The following is a 20,343-nucleotide window of genomic DNA, read 5'->3' on the forward strand; positions in this document are numbered from 1 at the left end:
ACATGCTATTGAACTGGTGCGTTAGATTCTGAATTGGTTAACGGCACTGGTCAAATCAGCTGCCTGAGCTTGTAATGCTGCTGAGGCTGCGGTCGATTCCTGCACTAATGCGGCATTTTGTTGCACCATAGTATCTAATTGCGTCACCGCACTGTTGATCTCATGAATGCCGCGCATTTGCTCATCAGCGGCGTTAGTGATTTCTGACATTATTGTTGTGACATCAGATACGCTGCTCACAATTTCAGTCATGGTATTGCTGGCCTGACGCACTTGCCCAGAGCCAGAGGCGACACTGCTGACAGTCGAGTCAATCAGTGTTTTTATCTCTTTAGCCGCTTGCGCACTTCGTTGGGCTAATGTGCGAACTTCCCCTGCGACCACAGCAAACCCACGGCCTTGCTCACCCGCTCGAGCCGCTTCTACTGCTGCGTTCAGGGCCAGAATATTGGTCTGGAAAGCAATACCATCGATAACACTGGTGATATCGCCAATTTTACCCGAAGCAGCCTCAATAGATTCCATGGTAGTAATCACTTTAGCGATAACCTCGCCACCACGAGAAGCATCATTAGCTGCAGAAAGCACCGCTGTATTAGCTTGTCTTGCCGCACTGGCAGACTGCGCTACGGTTGCTGATATTTGTTCTAATGCTGCCGAGGTTTGTTGCAAACTGGCGGCGGCGGATTCTGTTCGACCCGACAAATCCTGATTACCCGCTGCAATTTCATTGGCGGCAATGCTGACAGACTCACTAGTATTGCGGATTTGCGCCATGACGCCACTGAGCTTATCGGCAAAATTATTGAATGAAAGGGCTATTTTGGCGACTTCATCGCGGCCTTCGACCGGTAATCGCTGAGTTAAGTCTTCAGTACCTGAACTGATGGCATCCATCGCTTTGTGTACATGTGTCAATGGCGTCAGCGCACGTTGTGTAATCAAACTAATAATGACTACAGCAATTAAGATAATGACGATCAGAGTAACTAAAGATGTCGTTAATAATGAACGCATACCCGCAGTGGCATGAGCTTTGTCTAGGGCGACCACGGTAAACCACTGGGTACCGGGTACCGCTTGCGCGAGCAACAACTTAGTGCTGCCACCTAACTCAGCTGCGGTAGGGGAGGTGGCAGTTAGCAGTGTCTTAAGATCCAATGTTGGTGCTATCTCACTCAACGGCTTAAGGGTTAACTGTGAATCGGGATGTGCAATAATGGTGCCATCCGCATCAATTAACATACCAAAGCTATCATCCGTTGGATGGATGGATTTCACGTTCGAAATCACGCTATCCATGGTGACATCGGCTGCTAACACGCCTTTCACACTACCATCTTGAATAATAGGTAATGCAAAAGTCACAACTAATTGATTAGTCCCTGCATCAATATAAGGGGGAGTCACCACTGGGCTACCCGCTTTCACTGCTTGTAAATACCAGGGACGCCCGGTGGGATCGTAGCCAGCAGGAATACCATCAGGATTAGAAAAAACGGCTGTCTTATTTGCGTAACCAATATAAACGTTAATGAAGTGACCTGCAGCGGCAACCTGGCGTAAGGCTGCAATAGGGTCCGCTGCCAATGCGCTCTCTTTAAGAGACACAATCATTTGTGTCTTCATCGCCACCCAGTCCGCAATTCCAACCCCATGACTGGCGGTGACCGCCTTCAAGGTGTTATCGATTGCACTACTGTTATATTTGTTGGCAACGGAGTAGTTAAAGTAAGTGTTAATGGCAAGGGAGCCCGCCACGATGATAATACAGGCAGCCAAGATACGTGAACGAATGGAATCAAGCATAGAGGGTCCTAAATAAAGGGGAAGGCGTAATTCAAGTAACGGCTTGGCAGAGATAAACTTGAGCTGGGTCACAGTAACAAACTGTAATTAGTGAGCTATTGTTAATACTTCTTTATGTAACAGTGACTAAATGGAGGGGATTTGTTGTTCTCGATATCTAATAAAAACAGAAGCTTGGTTATCTTTTTAATCTTAACTTAGTGGTAAAAATGCAAATAAAGTTGAAAAAAATAGTGATATTTAAACTGCAAAATCAGTATCAATACCGGAAAGATTGACAGATCAAGCGATGTATTAGCACTAGGGGGAGGGCTTGGTTCTATCAGGTAAAATAATATAAGCCAGGTCAGATAACCCGGCTTAATCGTGATTAAAACTCATGGACTAGCCATTCATCGGCTTCATCAAACATTTCTTCTACTAAGCGGTTGAGCACCGATTTTTCTTGTTTAGTCGCGTCAGTATTAATGCCATTGGCTTGCATTGGTTTGACCTTAACCTCGGCACCTGGGAACACCTGATGCACGCGCTTGGTCAATTCAGCTTTAATCATTTCATTGGCGTTAGTCAGGCCGGCGACATTCCGTTTGTCATAAACTAATTCTACTCGCATGGCTTCTTTCCTTAGTAATAACACTGTTCAAATATACAGTATTATTTAATGTAAAACAACCGCATTTCATGCTAAATTTACTCATCTCACACCATTGCATTGTTTCAGGTACCAGTATGTTTACCTATAAAGAAATATCATCGCTTAACGAACTGGAATTGATTGTCTATAACTACATCATAAAAAATACCGATAAAGTGATGTACATGACTATCAGGGAACTGGCAGACGCAGCGGGTGTTTCTACTACCACTGTTTTACGTTTTTGCAAAAAAATGAATTGTGATGGTTACTCTGAATTTCGTGTTCGTTTTAAACTCTATTTAGAACATGACGAAAAACCACCGGTCAGTTTCGGTATTAGCGAAATAATTAGCTACTTTAAAAGTATTAATAATAGTGAGTTTGACGAACTTATTGATAGCGCTGCCGCGCAAATAGCGGCTACACGTAGAATTATTTTTGTTGGAATAGGAACATCGGGTGCATTAGGAAAATACAGTGCACGTTTCTTTTCTAATGTAGGAAAATACAGCACTTATATCGATGATCCTTATTATCCAATCAATAGTGATATGTATCAGGATGCGATTGCGATTATCCTCTCTGTTTCTGGTGAAACGGAAGAAATCATCCGTATCGCCAATCAGTTTAGCCTGCAACACTGCAAGATTATTAGCTTGACCAATAGTGATAATTCGACCTTGGCTAAGATGGCTGATTTAAATATCTCTTATCACATGCCACCTATTGTATTAGAGGGACAATATAATATTACTACTCAGATCCCCGTTTTATATATTATTGAAACTATCGGCAAAAAACTCCCTCAATTAGTTAATAAAAACACCCAATAAAACAGGGTGTTTTTTACATGTTACATATTCCAATTCATGGTTTTTGTTATATCGTGACTTCATCTTTCTTTTTGCTAAACTCCAGTCTCAATCGAAAAAATATTAATAATAATCCGATAACACTCTGTTTATCTTATACTCAGCATTCGTGACAGGAGATTAATAATGGCAATTGATTACGCATTAACCGCCCAAGAAATTATTAAGTATATTGGCGGTGATAATAATGTGATTACCGTCACACATTGTGCAACACGTTTACGTTTTATATTGAAAGATAATAAAGCTGTCGATAAAGAAAAATTAAATCGTGTTAAAGGGGTTATTACCGTTATTGAAGCTGGTGGGCAAATGCAAGTGGTTATCGGTAACCACGTCGGTGATGCCTATAAGCATGTCACGAACCTGATTAATATCGATGAAAGTGCACCGATGGCAGCACCAAAAGTCGGTATCGTTAGCCGGTTGATGGATATTATCTCCAGTATTTTTGCACCTTTCCTTTATCCACTGGCCGCCTGCGGTATTTTACAAGGGATTATTTCTTTCCTGGCTGCGATTGGCTGGATGGATGCCGCCAGCGGTACTTATCGAATTTTAAATTTTGTCTCTTGGACCGGATTTACCTTCTTACCTGTGATGGTGGCTTTTACTGCGGCCAAAAAATTCAATGTTAACCCTTTTACCGCCGTAATTACTGCTTGTGCGTTGATCAGCCCTGATTATATGAACATGCTGACGGCAAATAAAATTGTCACGGTAAACTCCGCAGATCCTGCCGTTCAGCAATTGATGCATGAAGCACTGAATAATCCGCAGATTGCCCAGATTTTGAATACTATTGCTGGTATTCCATTATCATCACCCAACTTGGATTTCTTCGGTATTCCCGTGCAATACCTGAGCTATACCGCCTCGGTTATCCCGATCATTTTGATGGTTTGGGCCATGTCTTACGTGCAGCGCTTCTTCGAAAAAATATTGCCAATGGTGGTGCGTAACTTATTTACCCCGATGTTCTGTATTGCCATTATCGTGCCCTTAACCTTGTTGGTGTTCGGCCCAGTGGGTAACCTGATTGGTGGGGCAATTGGTGGCGTTTACAACACCCTTTACAATCTCAGCCCAGCGATAGCAGGGTTTATGGTTGGTGCATTCTGGCAGCCACTGGTCACATTGGGTGTTCATTGGGGCATCACTCCGGTCACGGTAGGAAACTATGCGACATTGGGTTATGACACCTTTACCGGCTTGCAAGCTTCAGCAGTTTTTGCCATGGCCGGAACCATGTTTGGTGTTTACTTAAAAACACGTAACCGTGAAATGAAAGGAATTTCATTGTCAGCGGGGATTACCGCTTTATTCGGTATTACCGAGCCTGCTATTTATGGTGTGGCATTACGACTGAAGAAACCTTTCTTATGCAGCTGCGCCGCAGGGGGGATTGGTGGAGCTATCGCGGGATCTTTTAATGCGGTGTCATGGAGCTATTGCCTGCCGGGGATTGCGGTGTTGCCGGTCTTCTTTAAAGAAGGACATATGGCACAGTTCTTGGGATTCCTGCTGTCTATTACCGTCGCTTTCGTGTTGGGCGCGGTTTTCACTTGGTTGGTTGGGTTTACCGATGAGCCAGAGAATGTGGAACAACCAGGCAGTGCTAAAGCATCTGAAGCAACTATTGCTCAGGCACAAATAAATCAAGGCTAGAATATTTAATGTTCGGGCGGGTTAATTATCCGCCATTGATTTTCATTTTCAGGGTGAAGAATGACCCAAATTGTATTAAGGGAGAGAGTTATGAGCCACAAACAATTACCGAAAGATTTTTTATGGGGTGGCGCAGTTGCGGCACACCAGGTTGAAGGCGGCTGGGATAAAGGCGGCAAAGGTGTAAGCATCGCTGATGTATTGTCTGGCGGTGCACACGGTGTTGACCGAGTTATGACTGATGGCGTGCAAGAGGGTTATCGCTATCCAAACCATGAAGCGGTTGATTTTTATGGTCGTTATAAAGAAGACATCGCGCTGTTTGCTGAAATGGGCTTCAAATGCTTCCGTACTTCCATTGCCTGGACGCGTATTTTCCCTAAGGGTGATGAGCAGCAACCGAATGAAGCGGGTCTGCAATTTTACGATGACATGTTTGATGAGTTGCTGAAATACGGTATAGAACCGGTTATTACATTATCTCATTTTGAAATGCCGTGGCATTTGGTTAAAGAATACGGTGGCTGGAAAAATCGGAAAGTGGTCGACTTTTTCGTGAAATTCAGTGAAGTGGTCATGGAGCGCTATAAAAGCAAAGTCAAATATTGGATGACATTCAACGAAATCAATAATCAACGTAACTGGAAATATCCACTATTTGGTTACTGCTGCTCTGGTGTGGTGTTTACCGAGCAAGAAAATCCTGAAGAAACGATGTACCAGGTTCTGCATCATCAATTTGTGGCCAGTGCCAAAGTAGTCAAACTGGGTCATGCTATTAATCCGGAGTTCAAGATCGGGTGTATGGTTGCGATGGTGCCGCTCTATCCATTCTCCTGCCATCCAGATGACATGATGTATTCGGTGGAGGCTATGCGTGAGCGTTATCTATTTGGTGACGTCCATATGCGTGGTTACTACCCTTCATATATCCTGAATGAATGGGAGCGCCGTGGTTTCACAATCAAAATGGAAGAGGGCGACCTTGATACTCTACGTGAGGGCTGTGCCGATTACATGGGCTTAAGTTATTACATGAGTAACGCAGTTTCTGCGGTTAATCCCGGTAGCGGTAATTCGCTTTCTGGCTTTGAGGGCAGTGTACCGAATCCCCATGTTAAAGCATCCGATTGGGGATGGCAGATTGATCCCGTCGGATTGCGTTATTCACTGAGTGTATTGTATGAACGTTACCAGAAGCCGCTATTTATTGTTGAGAATGGTTTTGGTGCTATCGACAAAGTGGCTGATGACGGCATGGTTCATGATGATTACCGCATTGCGTACCTTAAAGCCCATATTGAGCAGATGAAAAAAGCTGTGTTTGAAGATGGCGTAGACCTGATGGGCTACACCCCGTGGGGCTGTATCGATTGTGTATCATTCACAACCGGTGAATACAGCAAACGTTATGGTTTTATCTACGTGGATAAAAACGATGACGGTACTGGCACCATGGCGCGTTCACGTAAACTAAGTTTTGACTGGTATAAAAAAGTCATTGCCAGCAATGGTGAAGAGCTTTAGTTTTCCGATAAACTAGCCAACAGGGAAGGGCCGTTTAACAACGGCCTTTTTCACCAATTTCTCCTTTATACCCTCCATAACGCAGTTAGTTACATTTTTCGTTAATGAAAAAATAGTTTAAATTTAGGCTATTACAATAATTTTATCGTTTTGTAGGAAGTAACTGACATATCCTAAAAAAAAGCTGAGTTACTCTTTTATCCCGGTGGCCATAGCCATGCTTTATAGGGTTGTTCGTCAGGTGTAATGTGGTTTTGCTTAATAGGGATAAGAAATGAAAGGAAAATTATTGTTCGCTGCAATGCTGGTAGCCAGCTTTTCCGCCAGCGCTGCGGAACATGCTCACTGGGGATATGAGGGGCAGGAAGACCCGGCACATTGGGGGAAACTCTCTCCTGATTTTTCTCTTTGTGAAACGGGCAAAAATCAGTCACCCGTTAATATTCATGGTGAATTGAAAACCCATCATAGTCAATTGGACTTAAATTTCCAGCAAGGCAAGCAACAAATCGTTAATAACGGCCATACGATCCAGATTAACACTAGTGCCGGTAATACGTTAAAGCTGGACGGCGATACGTTTACATTGCAACAATTTCATTTTCACGCCCCCAGTGAAAACGAAATTGATGGCAAACAATTCCCATTGGAAGCTCATTTTGTTTATAAAGATAACAAAGGTGAGTTGGTAGTCTTAGCGCTGTTATTCCAGTTGGGAAAAGCTAATACACAATTGGCACTGGCCTGGCAGCAAATGCCAACCGCGATCGACCAACAGGCAATACTGAATAGGCCTTTGGATATTAATGCATTGCTACCCAAACAGTTCAACTTCTACCGTTTTAGTGGTTCACTTACCACGCCACCTTGCTCTGAAGGTGTAACCTGGTTAGTGCTTGATAAGCCTGTTAATGTTTCCGCTGAACAAATACATCAATTCCAGTCTGTTGTTCATCATAACAATAATCGGCCAATACAGCCGCTTAATGGCCGCGTTATCGTTGATTAATGTTTTGTATGATTCTCGCCACTCTGTTTTCTGAGAGTGGCGAGTAAGATCATCAAATATGTTTATAGCCAGGTTTGGCAAAAAGACTTACAGCTATCATTAAGAATAACCTTCTTCCATTTAATATTGAGAGACTTATGAATCTTGTTATTATTAACATTTGGTTTTTAATAAAATAGACAATGTAATGCCGCAATATTTTATAACATTGCCCATAGCACTTTATTGTTTAATAGATAGCCATTATACGAATAAACCTTTGCTTAACATTTAATTACGCCGTATTTCTTTAAAATAGATGCTTATATTTAGTCTGGAAGAGCCTCAATGATTGATACATAGCTTCCGGTATCGATAATACGATTAAGTTTCAGATTTGCACTGGCCAGCAACGTTTTAAGTTCCTCCTCAGTGCGTGCTTGCCCTCCATCAAAACTACCTAGTAACAAAAGGTCGATCTCTTTGCCACCTTGCCTGGTATCTTCTCTGGATATCACGGGTTCAAAGATAAGCACTTTTGAGTTAGGCCGCATTGCATTACGACAACTGCGTAATATCTGACTTGCTTGTTCTTCCGGCCAATCCATCGTGATATATTTTAATAAATAAATATCAGCTGCCGGGCAGCTTTCAAAGAAGTTACCTGTCTGGGTTTCCCAACGTGAATCATCTCCTAATTCACCAAGGCGATTCTTTGCCAAGACTGCGGGGCGATCGAATAAAATACCATGCAATGTGGGATTCTTTTGTAGTACTTTCAACAGTAATCCCCCAAAACCACCGGCAATATCAATCACTGTGGCATGTTTTGGAAAGTCATAGCTGCGCACCAAGAATTCATTTTCTACTGAGGACATTGATGACATGCCAGTATGAAAATCACCTTCTGATTCGGGAATGTTATCTCGTGACCAGTATTCATAAAAAGACATTCCGAATACCTTTCGAAAGGCTGATTCGCCTCGTAGATTTTCGACAAGATTACCGAGTGGGAGCCAAAATGTTTTATCGGTTAACATTAATACTGCCGAGCGAAGTGAGTTGCTGCTATCTGAGCGAAGGAATTGCGCTGCGGGATTAAGTGAATATCGACTATCTTCTAATTCTTCAAAAATATTACGAGAAGCTAGCATGCGTAATACCCGATTTAATTGACGCCAGTCAGCTCCCACTGCCTGTCCAAGTTCCTCCGCTGTTTTCGCTCCTTTTGTCAGATGATCGGCTACTCCTAAAATTGCTGCGGCGCGCAATGAAGCTTGAAAAGTAAACCCCATAGCCTGTTCCAATAAATATAATGCCGCAGTATCATCTTCATTATTCAACTTATTATTACTGCCCATAATAATAATGTCCTCAGGTTATTTATGTGATTTTATATAATTGCAATTAATACAAGTGCAATTACATTCTTTATGGATATAAAATATTCCCATAAAGAATGTAGTCTACGAAATTGAAGTATTGCAAATGGTATATTGTGCTAATTAAGCATATCGGTAAATTAAAATAGGTAATGTAATGAAAATATTGGGTTTTTATAATTAATAATATTTATGTGTTCGATTTTTTGTAAAGCAAGCTAATAATTACTCGCCGCTCGTAAATCAGTCAGTATTCCTCTTTGAAATATTGGGTCGGCATTATATGATTTGAACCTGTAGCTCGGTACTCTACGTTATCCGTCTTAACACCTTCAAACATGCACAGACACTGAGTTTCGTTGCATTTAACTGTATATGAAAATAATATATTGCTATCCATTTTAACTGTATATAAATCAATATATCATGATCATTTCATCCTCTGCGTGGCACATTTATTTTTGGCGACTGGGTTAATGCGGTTTTTTCGGAGCGCTCAAGTATTTTTGAAATGTTGTAATGCTATGTTCTTGCCCTGTCAGTTCTACTATGACTGCTATTCAGTAATAGTCAGTTGGATATTACTCTTTAGTTCTAATCGTTTTGAATAGTTCAAATAGAGTTAAGTTTGCTTTTTTGTAATTATCATTCTTTAACCAAGGTGATATGTTAAGATTCATTAAATAAAACTGACTTGCTTAAATTTAGATGGTTATATTCTAAATTCCAATTATAAAACTTAGGGTAGCTGAACCATCTATTTTAATATTTTCCGTAATTGGGCCATTCATGGTAGCGACACTGCCCAGTCTCGGTGTGACGCCAATATCTGCACTGAATACTTTACCTGGTGCTTTGGTTGCGTTTGCATGAACCCAACTGAGTGTATTAAGGGGTCCAATCAATAATTGCAAAGTCGTATTGGCTTGTTCATTCTGCTTGTAAAAATATTTTGAAACTCCATCAACCTTTGCATTTGACATATTTATAAAGTAATCACCTATTCTTCCTGTGTCATTAACAAAACCTAATCCATATTGACCATTTGACATAGACGAACCAACACGGTTCTCACTGCCCATGACGCTCAGATAGGTTTCCAGATCACAAATAACCAACCAGTTTTTGGTTATTGTGGGCAATACTGTAATTGCTGAAGACTTAATGGTTATCCCTGGGATTTCGCCGACATTATAAACCCCTCCCTCCGGAGCAGTAACGGTACAGGTAGGGGGCGTTACCTGACCTTTAACTGTTAATTCAGCGGTTGGGAGGGCACTCTGAGCGGAAACAGATACAATTAAAACGGAAAAAATTATCAACGTGAGAATATAGGATTTCATAAAGTTTCATTAGCTCATAATATAAATATATCGCGGTCAATTAATATGATTGTGGATTTAATGAAAGCTATAATATAGCCCTCAATTATATGAACTGAGAATTAGATACTGTAAGAAAGTCCATGTTTATAGAACCGTCGAACTTAACAGTAAATATCTTATCCGCACTTCGGATGCTACGCAGCGTAGAGCTCGTCCATCGCCGCCAAAGCATAGGTTATTTTTAATTCTTCTGTAGGCATCTCTGGGTTTGCTACATTTACAGAAAAAATCGAAGAGAGGGCATAAGTACGCTAATTTTTCATTTTTATAGTCCGAGCAATATTGCAACTTAAAAACGTCAACTGATATGTTGCAGTTACATGAGTAATCTATAAAAACGTGATCTATATCAAAGTTTGGTTTGGTATTGACGATTAGACAATAAACTGATGGAAGCGTATATCGGAATGGATGCTGACTTTTCGTGGGAATTTTCCTATAGAGGGTGATTTTTCGTTATTTTTATTAGAAATATTCGTACATTTATGGCAGTTACTGGCTTCAGAAGGGAGAGTGTGACGAGCGCCGATGGATATATCTATTGAGGTGGAGATTAGCGAATGGGCATATGAGATGAAGAGATTGCCTCAAACTCACTCGGACTATGCCAATCACAATCGAGATCTTTTATGGTATATCACGGCAAGCCGCGAAGTTCACATGAATTGACGCGAAGTTAAAAAACGGTACAGCACGTTAGTGAGTCGAGGTATCGTTCATTTCATGTTAATTGAGTAGAAGAACTCGGGTATCAGCAGCAACGTTGTATTTGCCAATGGAAATGAAAGCGAGGGCTACGTTTAAGTAGGAATTGATCGCGCTGTAATAATTATGGGATTTTACCATTCTTTCACCATTGTTTTACCCTCGCTACATCCCACAAATAAAAAAACCAACCCTAACGGATTGGTTTTCTTTGGGATATTTGGTCGGCATGAGAGGATTTGAACCTCCGACCCCCGACACCCCATGACGGTGCGCTACCAAGCTGCGCTACATGCCGATACAGTGACATTTATACTACATTTTACAGTGACTAATGCAAGACTATGCCAATACGTTTGCTGTTTTTTTAACCGCGACATACTCATTTTTTAGAGCTAGTTCGCAATAAAACGTTTTATATCAGTGAGTACTTGCAACAGTAACGGAAGTTGTGGCTTTTCATCTTTAATTTCATTGCCTTGCACATCATAGGTGCGATATTCACCATTATTATCTAACACGATGGTCTGTGTTGGTGTGGTAATCACCAGCGTGCCATTATCGCCCGTCGCCACCCAGTTATTGTTACGTTGCGCCGCGAACAAGTCTTCCCCTTGCGAATAGTCTTCTGAGGCAGTTTTTACGTGTAATAGCCGCTGCATCAGTGTCGCCATGATGTCTTCATGGTTCGTTAGCTTATTCACTTTCTGCGCGGGAGTGCCCGGCCAATGAACAATTAATGGAACTTGTAGTTGCTGTCGATTAAAACTACTGCCAGCGCCCCAGTTATCATGACCAGTATCATTAAATTCGACACCGTGAGCCGCAGTAATAATAACCACGGTCTTATCAAGTTGGCCACGTTGTTTCAGCGTATCCAGAATGGTCGCAATCTGCTGATCAACATCCTTGGCACCCGATTGATAGTTATGAATGAAATCAGTTGGGAGGGCAATTTTATGACCCATGACCGGATCTTGCGCTTCAACAGCGCCATTCAAATTAATGTATGAGAACCACGGCGCATTGCTATTGAGTGTTGATAGCCATTGCTGCCATTGTGCGGTGGTTTCACTGTCTGTTTGCTCTTCTGGCGCAGGCAAGGTGAAATCGGATAGCAGTGCCTGGCGATAGAGCGGTGAAGCAAAGCCATCGGATGAGAACAACCCAAATTGATATCCTTGCGCACTTAATGACGTGATAAATGCAGAAGGTTTACGCGCAGAAAGAATACCGTCGAGGTAGGTCGGGGAGATACCATAAAACAGACCAAACAGCCCCGTATCCTGGCGATTACCCGAGCTATAATGCCGGTCAAACTGAATATTGGTATGACCGAACTCTGACAAAGCTGGCATATCTTTTTGTAGGCTATTAGCACGGATGCCATCAACCACAATTAATAACAGGTTATAACCGCTGCCGTTGTCACTAAAGACAATCGGGCTGAGAGGATATTCCACCGTTAGGGCATCTGGATTACCTTGTTCTATCAAGCGACGCTGATATTCTTCTTGGTCAAGCAAACCATGTTTTTCAAGGAATTTACGTGCAGTCATCGGGTATGAGAGCGGCAAGTTGGCGCGCTGCATACTGATTGGCCGATAGAAATTAGCATCTGCCCAGATATAAATTAGATGCGAGGCAAAGAAGGCTGAAATAAATACAGCAACCAATGGTTTAACAAAGCGTTGCCGGTTGAGGCTGCGAAGTTTTTGCCATGCCCAGGTGCCGAAAAGCATCTCGACCAGAAAAATGACCGGCACGGCAATAAACATCAATTGCCAATCACGCGCCAGCTCAGTTTGATCTGGGTTAACCACTAATTCCCACACGACGGGGTTAAGATGTAGGTGGAAACGGGTGAAGACCTCGGTATCCACTAATAACAGGGTCAAACCCGCAGTAGCGAAAGCGGCGGAGATGAATCGGAGTAACCGCTGTGACATCACCACGAAAGTCAGCGGGAATATCACCAGTAGATAGGCGGCAAACACAATAAAACTAAAGTGCCCCAGCCAACTGACAAGGGCATAGACACGGCCAATCAGCGATGACGGCCAATCGGAAACAAACAAATAGCGGCTACCCAGCACCAGGCTGAACAGGATATTAAACAAGGCGAACCAGTGCCCCCAGCTGATCATCTGGGAGACTTTTTCACGATAGCGCTGACGATTTGTCACCATATTGAGATTGCAGTCTTGGCCGATAAATTAATGAGCTTTGTCTTCACGTACTGAAGCTTGAAGGGCTTCAGCGAAAGAACGAGCCAATACTTTGCGTTGCGCGGGAGCAATGCTGGTATTGATCAGATTTGTTACCATATTCCCTAAAACCATCAAAGAAAGATCGGTTGGGGTACGGTGTTTTTCCAGTACGCTAACCAATTCAGACAGCAATTGTTCAACGTGTTCGTCACTATAACGGGATGATTGTGGCATAAAAATTGAGCTCAACACCTGACAAAGTCCCATATCTTACCGTATAGAGACGCGCTTTTCCGCTATTTTATAGCATTAAGAATCATTAGCCATTAATTCGGGGGCTGGATAGCTTTTGGGTTGCAGCCCTCAGGCATCAGTGATTGAATACGCCACTAGCCAAAAGGAGTATTTATCATGAGTCTGGATATTGACCAGATAGCCTTACACCAGCTTGTCAAACGTGATGAACAAACGCTTGATGTGGTGTTGCGCGATTCGTTGTTACCTGCCAATGCTGTAGTTGAAGAAATGATGGCCGAGCTGCATCGAGTATACAGTGCCAAAAGCAAAGCTTATGGGATGTTTAATGAACAAAGTGAGCTGGCTGATGCGCTGAAACGGAGCCGTAAGGGTGATGAAGACTTCCTCAGCTTTAGCCGCGCCGCGACTGGACGTTTGCGGGATGAGTTGGCCAAATATCCGTTTGCGGAGGGCGGGGTGGTGTTGTTTTGCCAATACCGCTATCTCGCAGTGGAATATTTGCTGATTTCAGTGCTGAGCAGTTGCAATAGCATGCGAGTTAATGAGCAACTTGATCTGAGCACGACCCATTATCTCGATATTAATCGTGCCGATATTGTGGCTCGTATCGATTTAACTGAATGGGAAAATAACCCGGAATCTACCCGTTACCTGACCTTCCTTAAAGGGCGGATAGGGCGCAAAGTTTCTGACTTCTTTATGGATTTCCTGGCCGCAATTGAAGGCTTGGATACTAAAGCGCAAAACCGTGGTTTATTACAGGCAGTTGATGATTATTGCGCGGATGCGGAACTGGGTAAAAATGAACGTCAGGCATATCGCCAGCAGGTTTATAGCTACTGTAATGAGCAGTTGCAGGCCGGTGAAGAAATTGCTTTGCAGGAACTTGCGCAAGAGTTGCCGAAGTTGGGTGAGAAAGATTTTCAGCAATTCTCCGTCGAACAAGGTTATGCATTGGAAGAGAGCTTCCCGGCAGATCGTGGTACGTTGCGTCAATTAACCAAATTTGCCGGCAGTGGCGGTGGGTTGAGTATTAATTTTGATGCATTGTTATTGGGCGAGCGTATTTTTTGGGATGCGGCAACAGACACGCTAACCATTAAAGGTACGCCACCGAATCTGCGTGACCAGCTACAGCGTAATTCAGGTAAATGATAGTTGTCTGAATCGCCAATAAAAAACGCCGCATAAGCGGCGTTTTTTATTTCGGCGTCCCGAATATCGAAAGCGACGCGATTAAACGCGAACGAAGTCGATATGAGTCAGTTTTGGCTTGAAAGCGTGACGCTGAACAGCCTGCACTTTAACTTTGGTTTCTTTACCGTCGATAACCAGAGTCAGTCCAGTATTATCATAAAAGCCCGGTTTCAATTCAAGGTTTTTGGTGGTGTCATGGTCAAGAGCAATAGAGATTGCTGCTTCTGAACCACCGTAAATGATTGCCGGAAATTTATTTGCTGCAAGCAGGCGGCGGCTCGCACCCTTACCCTGGTCGTTACGTACTTCTGCATTGATAGTGATCATTTTGTTTTCTCTTAAAGAAAATTTACCCTGCTACAGGCGACCCAGCAACAGGTTCGAGACTCGGCTTTGATTGGGTAAACCCATAGCAAAGCGGGCGACATTCTAGCGAAGTATTGAGCAGACAGCAAACGAAACTGCGAAATTATCAGGCTAAATGCGGCTCAGGCGAGGGAGTCAGCTCGTCTAAAACGGCCCTGATAATCAAAAACCTTTTCCCTAATTTGCCACCATTGCCCACGACGGCGGGCGACAACAAAATCGGGATAACGCAATAGCGCTTGCTGGGCGATGATATCTGCGGCAGTTTGCCATTTAAGCGCAATACCTGGCGCCCGTTGGTGAGGGCGAAGGAAAATTTGCTCGAATGCCATCCGTTGTGCGGCAGTGGTTAAACGAAATCGCTCACTGGTATTGGTACCCTCTTCGTCGTAATAGGTGATTTTTAGCCACTCGCCTTTTGCATCTTGACCCGCTTCCAGGCTCATTCCGCCACAACGTAGTACCAGTGCATCCTTTAATTTCAGCGCGGCTTTGAGCATGTCATCGGGATCGACCAGTACCTCCTGACACTGATGGCAGCGGCGGGCAGCAATATCATTTTCTGCACCACAATATGGGCAGGATTTGAAGCGGAAGCGGTAATCACATTGTGCTCGTGCGCCTTGATCATCTTCAAACCAGCCTTGGCAGCGGCGGCCATAGTGTTCAATAATCTCGCCGGACTCAGTGCACTTTCCCCAGAAGATATTGGCAAAGCCGCAGTCCGGGCAAAAGACCTGTACCGGTTGGCTGTCAGTATGGGGTTTGCTGGTACCCACTTCTGGGGTGAAAAGGTCGTGGGGGTTGCCGGCATAATCCAGAATTAGACAATCTTCTTTGCCCGGAAAGAGCCGCAGCCCGCGCCCGACAATTTGCTGATACAAACTGACTGACTCAGTCGGGCGAAGAATGGCGATCAGATCGACATGCGGGGCATCAAAACCGGTGGTTAGCACCGCGACATTCACCAAATAGCGCAATTGCTGCTGTTTAAACGCAGTAATTAATGCATCCCGTTCGGCCGCCGGCGTTCCGGCACTCACCAGCGCAGCCTCACCTTTGGGCAAAAGCCCATAGACCTCTTTGGCATGCTCAACGGTGGCGGCGAAAATCATCACCCCCCGTCGATGGGTGGCATATTCCATTATCTGACTGACAATATGTGGGGTAATTCTTTGCTGCTGCTTAAGCTCACGGTCTAAATCCGCCTCACGGAACATACCGTCGCTATTGCTGGTCAAGCGACTAAAATCATATTGTACGACGGGCATATCCAGCCGTTCCGGTGGTACCAGAAAGCCGTGCTTAATCATATAACGCAGGGGTAATTCATAAATACAATCACGGAACAGGGATTTGTCATCACCACGGGTGATACCGTGATAGTGGAATTGATAGATCCAGCCTTTACCCAAGCGGTAGGGGGTGGCCGTCAGCCCCAGTAAGCGCAGACGTGGGTTAGTGGTACGTAAATGCTGAATAATTTGCTGATATTGGCTGTCATCTTCATCGCTGATTCGATGACATTCATCAATTATTAACAGTGAAAAGGCACTATCAAATAGAGACAGGTTTCGCGCCACGGATTGTACGCTACCAAAAACCACTTTCCCTTCACTTTGGCGTTGTTGCAGGCCTGCGGCAAAAATATCGGCCTCTAATCCGTCAGCCTCTAAACCATAAGCACAATATTTGGCGTGATTCTGCGCCACCAGTTCTTTGACATGCGCCAGCACTAAAACGCGCCCGCGAGCTAGTTTTGCTAATTCAGCAATAACCAGACTTTTACCGGCCCCGGTGGGCAAGACAATCAATGCCGGCTCGGCATGGCGACGAAAATGAGCCAGGGTCGCATCTACCGCTTCTTGTTGATAAGGGCGTAACGTAAAGGCCATTACTTTGCCAGCCCGGTAATGTTTATCATTATTTTCAACTTGTTGAACTCATTCACCATTTGCAACACTTTCCTGCAACGTATAAGTGCCATTGACCTTCAAGACTTTCTATTATTATGCCTGTGTGTTGCCGCCGGTGCGAGAGGCGGGATCGCGCGGATAAGTCGTTTCTCAATAACGGCTTTTGCGTAACTGTTCCTAGGATGATATGGCAACCGCCGCTATACTGTTTTATTAATTTCACACCGTATAATTAGCATTCTGTCGTGGTTGGCAGGTGTGAGTGCGGGTATCGTGCCCCTCGGTGGCACGACTCTATGAATAGGCAAAGTAGATTCAATGCGATTGGACAAGTTTTTATCTCAGCAATTAGGGGTTAGCCGGGCGTTAGTTGCGCGCGAGCTGCGGGCAAAACGCGTCACCATAGATGGCGAAGTGGTCAAAAGTGGTGCTATCAAGCTGACACCAGAACAAGACGTGAGATTTGACGGTAACCCATTACAACAAACGGTTGGCCCACGTTACTTTATGCTGAACAAACCGCAGGGTTATGTGTGTTCAACCGAAGATCCGGATCATCCGACCGTGCTGTATTTCCTCGATGAACCCGTAGCATACAAACTTCATGCCGCTGGGCGGTTGGATATCGATACCACCGGATTGGTACTGATGACCGATGACGGTCAATGGTCACACCGCATTACCTCTCCACGCCATCATTGTGAAAAGACCTATTTGGTCACGCTGGAACAGCCGATTGCTGATGATACCGCGCAGCAGTTTACCGACGGCGTGCAGTTGCATAATGAGAAGTCTCTGACTAAACCCGCGCAACTTGAGGTTATCGAACCACAGTTGGTGCGGCTGACCATCAGTGAAGGGCGCTACCATCAGGTGAAGCGCATGTTTGCGGCAGTAGGTAATCGCGTGCTGGAACTGCATCGTGAGCGCATTGGCGATATCAAACTTGATGATGATTTGGCACCTGGTGAGTATCGCCCACTGACACCGGAAGAAATTGCCAGTGTTGGCGCTCCTCACTTGTAATTGATGTTCTATTGCAGTGTGGAACCTTTATTTCCACCCTGTTTTGCCGTTGATATTACCCGCGGTAGGTTGGTAGGTTATTGAAGGAGTGGTCGAACGTGCATGCCAGTAATCCAAATGAAGCAAAGAACCGGACATCCCACGTTGGCTTGATCTTTATCCTGGGCTTGCTATCAATGCTAATGCCTCTGGCTATTGATATGTATCTGCCCAGTATGCCCATTATTGCGCAGGAGTTTGGTGTAGAAAGTGGTGCGGTACAGATGACACTAAGTGCATACGTACTGGGGTTCGCCATTGGACAAATGTTCTATGGGCCAATGGCTGATAGCATCGGGCGTAAGCCGGTTATCTTCTGGGGCACGCTTATCTTTGCTTTGGCGGGAATGGCCTGTGCTATGGCGCAGTCAGTTGAGCAATTGATTAATTTACGTTTCCTGCATGGCTTGTCAGCCGCTGCTGCCAGTGTGGTGATTAATGCATTGATGCGAGATATGTTCACCAAAGATGATTTCTCACGAATGATGTCTTTTGTCGTCTTGGTGATGACTATCGCGCCATTGCTGGCACCGATTATCGGTGGTGCCTTGTTGGTGTGGTTTAGCTGGCACGCCATCTTTTGGAGCATGGCGGGTGCGGCGTTGGTGGGGGCGATATTGGTCGCGTTATTTATTAAAGAAACCTTGCCGCAAGAGAAACGGCAGAAGTTTCATTTGCGCACCACTATTGGCAATTTTGGCGCTTTATTTCGCCATAAGCGGGTACTGAGCTACATGCTTGCCAGCGGTTTCTCTTTTGCCGGTATGTTCTCATTCCTCAGCGCAGGGCCCTTTGTTTATATTGATTTAAATGGAGTTTCCCCGCAAAACTTCGGCTATTACTTCGCGCTGAATATTGTCTTTTTATTCTTGATGACATTGATCAACAGCCGTAATGTTCGCCGCTTCGGCGCATTGAAGATGTTCCGTTTTGGTATGTTAGTCCAATTTGTCATGGGGATCTGGCTATTGGTGGTCTGTGCTACCGGGTTAGGATTCTGGGCGCTGGTGTTGGGTGTTGCGGCTTATGTCGGGTGCATCGCGATGATTACCTCAAATGCGATGGCAGTCATTTTGGATGATTTCCCGCATATGGCAGGGACGGCGTCTTCTTTGGCCGGTACTTTGCGCTTTGGTATTGGCGCGATAGTGGGAACGCTGTTATCGATGGCCCCCTCCCGCAGTGCCTGGCCGATGGTCAGTTCAATGGCATTTTGTATCATTGTCGCCATGCTGCTGTATCTGTATGCCAGCCGTCCGCATAATAAAGGTGCGGTAAAATAGCCTTATTGAATAGAATGTGAAGGGTCGGTGCCTCTGGGACTCCCTTCACGTTTATTATTTGTAGCCAATTTGTCAATTTCAGTCTTATTTATTCCTTGTCCTTGTTTTACCTTTCACATCATCAAATATCACTCTATTTGCCTCTAAAAATGGCAAAACTCTTGCGCTGAATCAATATAATAAGCATGCATATCATTATTTATTGCATAGTTGTACCTGGCACCATATTGTTAACTTTTTGAGCGATGTATCAAAAAAGATGAAATTCTTATAACGTTATTTTTACCTGTTATTCTCACTCGTAAGCGAGAAGTTGATATCAGTGAATTTATATATTTATCAATTAATTAAATCTGTTTTATTAGGTTGGCTTGACGATGAATTGTTCGTTAAATGTAAAATATTGACAGACATTAGGTAATGGGTTTGCAAGAAAAATGGTTGAGATAGCCGCCATAAAGGGTTAAATATAACGAAAAATGGGATCTAAATCCCAAACCAACAGTTTTGGCCTTGGCGCTGGGAACTGGATGATGGTTAAAAACAGCACAAAAAATGGTATTGTAGATTTTTAGTTTCTAAATTGTTATAAAAAATGTGTTTTGGTGAGGTTTGAACCAAGCATAATGACAAGTTAGCGGCTATAACTTTAGTGAGTGTGAGTCATTGTAGTGCTTTTGTGATTTTTGAATTTTTATTTTTGACTAGGAAAAATACGTGAATAATATCCAACTTTCGGTAGTACATCGTCTGCCGCAAAGTTACCGTTGGTTATCTGGGTTTATCGGCGTCAAAGTTGAACCGATGCCACTAGCCGCGATAGACGATAGCAACAATGACCTCATGGGACTGAAGTTACTGAGCCATGATGGTACACATGCGCAGATTATCATGCAGCGGCTCCATATCTCGCTACAAGAGATACAAGTGGACTCCGCGATTGTGGAATGGGAAGGTGAGCCTTGCCTGTTTGTTCATCGTCAGGATGAAAGTGCGACCATGTGCCGCCTGAAAGATGTCGGTGTGGCTATTGCTGAGACCATGACTGCGCTTTATCCTTTCTGATTTGCGATTA

At 44.0% G+C, this 20,343-nt stretch carries 16 protein-coding genes and 1 tRNA gene; 8 read left to right on the plus strand and 9 right to left on the minus strand.

Features of this window, described 5'->3' with window-relative positions:
• Positions 1–21: 21 nt before the first annotated feature.
• On the minus strand, positions 22–1,809 hold the full coding sequence (locus tag ACF3VQ_RS07255) for a methyl-accepting chemotaxis protein (protein ID WP_392434247.1): 1,788 nt from the start codon (positions 1,807–1,809) through the stop codon (positions 22–24).
• Between the two features lie 370 nt (positions 1,810–2,179).
• Positions 2,180–2,422 carry a DinI-like family protein gene (locus ACF3VQ_RS07260; RefSeq protein WP_392434250.1) on the minus strand — a complete coding sequence of 81 codons (243 nt, stop codon included), beginning with the start codon at positions 2,420–2,422 and terminating at the stop codon, positions 2,180–2,182.
• Between the two features lie 116 nt (positions 2,423–2,538).
• Between ACF3VQ_RS07260 and ACF3VQ_RS07265 the strand changes: the two genes are divergently transcribed.
• The 4 genes from ACF3VQ_RS07265 (at position 2,539) to ACF3VQ_RS07280 (ending at position 7,522) form a co-directional block, all read left to right on the plus strand.
• Positions 2,539–3,279, plus strand: a complete 741-nt coding sequence (locus ACF3VQ_RS07265; RefSeq protein WP_392434252.1) for a MurR/RpiR family transcriptional regulator — start codon at positions 2,539–2,541, stop codon at positions 3,277–3,279.
• 165 nt (positions 3,280–3,444) lie between these two features.
• Positions 3,445–4,986, plus strand: coding sequence for a PTS transporter subunit EIIC (locus tag ACF3VQ_RS07270; protein WP_392434255.1), 1,542 nt, complete (start codon positions 3,445–3,447; stop codon positions 4,984–4,986).
• Between the two features lie 90 nt (positions 4,987–5,076).
• Positions 5,077–6,513, plus strand: a complete 1,437-nt coding sequence (locus ACF3VQ_RS07275; protein ID WP_392434257.1) for a 6-phospho-beta-glucosidase — start codon at positions 5,077–5,079, stop codon at positions 6,511–6,513.
• 274 nt (positions 6,514–6,787) lie between these two features.
• A complete protein-coding gene (locus ACF3VQ_RS07280) occupies positions 6,788–7,522 on the plus strand; it encodes a carbonic anhydrase (protein WP_392434260.1) in 735 nt (244 codons plus the stop codon).
• Between the two features lie 308 nt (positions 7,523–7,830).
• Here the strand turns inward: ACF3VQ_RS07280 and ACF3VQ_RS07285 are convergent, their stop codons facing one another.
• The 5 genes from ACF3VQ_RS07285 to ACF3VQ_RS07305 all read right to left on the minus strand — a co-directional run bounded on the left by ACF3VQ_RS07285 (position 7,831) and on the right by ACF3VQ_RS07305 (position 13,417).
• Positions 7,831–8,862: a methyltransferase gene (locus tag ACF3VQ_RS07285; RefSeq protein ID WP_392434262.1), complete on the minus strand. Its 1,032-nt coding sequence runs from the start codon at positions 8,860–8,862 to the stop codon at positions 7,831–7,833.
• 740 nt (positions 8,863–9,602) lie between these two features.
• Positions 9,603–10,226 (minus strand): hypothetical protein, encoded by a 624-nt coding sequence (locus ACF3VQ_RS07290; protein ID WP_392434265.1) that lies wholly within the window; start codon positions 10,224–10,226, stop codon positions 9,603–9,605.
• A gap of 968 nt (positions 10,227–11,194) precedes the next feature.
• Positions 11,195–11,271: transfer RNA gene (locus ACF3VQ_RS07295), tRNA-Pro, on the minus strand.
• Positions 11,272–11,368: 97 nt separating this feature from the next.
• Positions 11,369–13,162 carry an LPS biosynthesis-modulating metalloenzyme YejM gene (gene yejM, locus ACF3VQ_RS07300; RefSeq protein WP_392434267.1) on the minus strand — a complete coding sequence of 598 codons (1,794 nt, stop codon included), beginning with the start codon at positions 13,160–13,162 and terminating at the stop codon, positions 11,369–11,371.
• Positions 13,163–13,189: 27 nt separating this feature from the next.
• A complete protein-coding gene (locus ACF3VQ_RS07305; RefSeq protein WP_002208836.1) occupies positions 13,190–13,417 on the minus strand; it encodes a YejL family protein in 228 nt (75 codons plus the stop codon).
• A 177-nt stretch (positions 13,418–13,594) separates the two neighbouring features.
• Between ACF3VQ_RS07305 and yejK the strand changes: the two genes are divergently transcribed.
• Positions 13,595–14,596 carry a nucleoid-associated protein YejK gene (yejK, locus tag ACF3VQ_RS07310; RefSeq protein ID WP_392434272.1) on the plus strand — a complete coding sequence of 334 codons (1,002 nt, stop codon included), beginning with the start codon at positions 13,595–13,597 and terminating at the stop codon, positions 14,594–14,596.
• 81 nt (positions 14,597–14,677) lie between these two features.
• Here yejK and rplY read toward each other — a convergent pair whose 3' ends face one another.
• Both rplY and ACF3VQ_RS07320 read right to left on the minus strand, forming a co-directional pair.
• Positions 14,678–14,965: a 50S ribosomal protein L25 gene (rplY, locus tag ACF3VQ_RS07315; RefSeq protein ID WP_392434275.1), complete on the minus strand. Its 288-nt coding sequence runs from the start codon at positions 14,963–14,965 to the stop codon at positions 14,678–14,680.
• 161 nt (positions 14,966–15,126) lie between these two features.
• Complete coding sequence (locus ACF3VQ_RS07320; protein ID WP_392434278.1) at positions 15,127–16,899, minus strand: DEAD/DEAH box helicase; 1,773 nt, start codon at positions 16,897–16,899, stop codon at positions 15,127–15,129.
• A 339-nt stretch (positions 16,900–17,238) separates the two neighbouring features.
• Here ACF3VQ_RS07320 and rsuA point away from each other — a divergent pair, with 339 nt between their 5' ends.
• The 3 genes from rsuA (at position 17,239) to ACF3VQ_RS07335 (ending at position 20,333) form a co-directional block, all read left to right on the plus strand.
• The gene (rsuA, locus tag ACF3VQ_RS07325; RefSeq protein WP_013650136.1) at positions 17,239–17,946 is read left to right on the plus strand and encodes a 16S rRNA pseudouridine(516) synthase RsuA; all 708 of its coding nucleotides are present in this window, start codon (positions 17,239–17,241) and stop codon (positions 17,944–17,946) included.
• A 98-nt stretch (positions 17,947–18,044) separates the two neighbouring features.
• Positions 18,045–19,268 carry a Bcr/CflA family multidrug efflux MFS transporter gene (locus ACF3VQ_RS07330; protein WP_392434281.1) on the plus strand — a complete coding sequence of 408 codons (1,224 nt, stop codon included), beginning with the start codon at positions 18,045–18,047 and terminating at the stop codon, positions 19,266–19,268.
• Between the two features lie 717 nt (positions 19,269–19,985).
• Entirely contained in the window at positions 19,986–20,333 is a 348-nt protein-coding gene (locus ACF3VQ_RS07335) for a YejG family protein (protein WP_392434282.1), read from the plus strand.
• The last annotated feature ends 10 nt before the right edge of the window (positions 20,334–20,343 follow it).

The organism is Yersinia fenwicki (assembly GCF_043099325.1).
Lineage (GTDB): Bacteria > Pseudomonadota > Gammaproteobacteria > Enterobacterales > Enterobacteriaceae > Yersinia.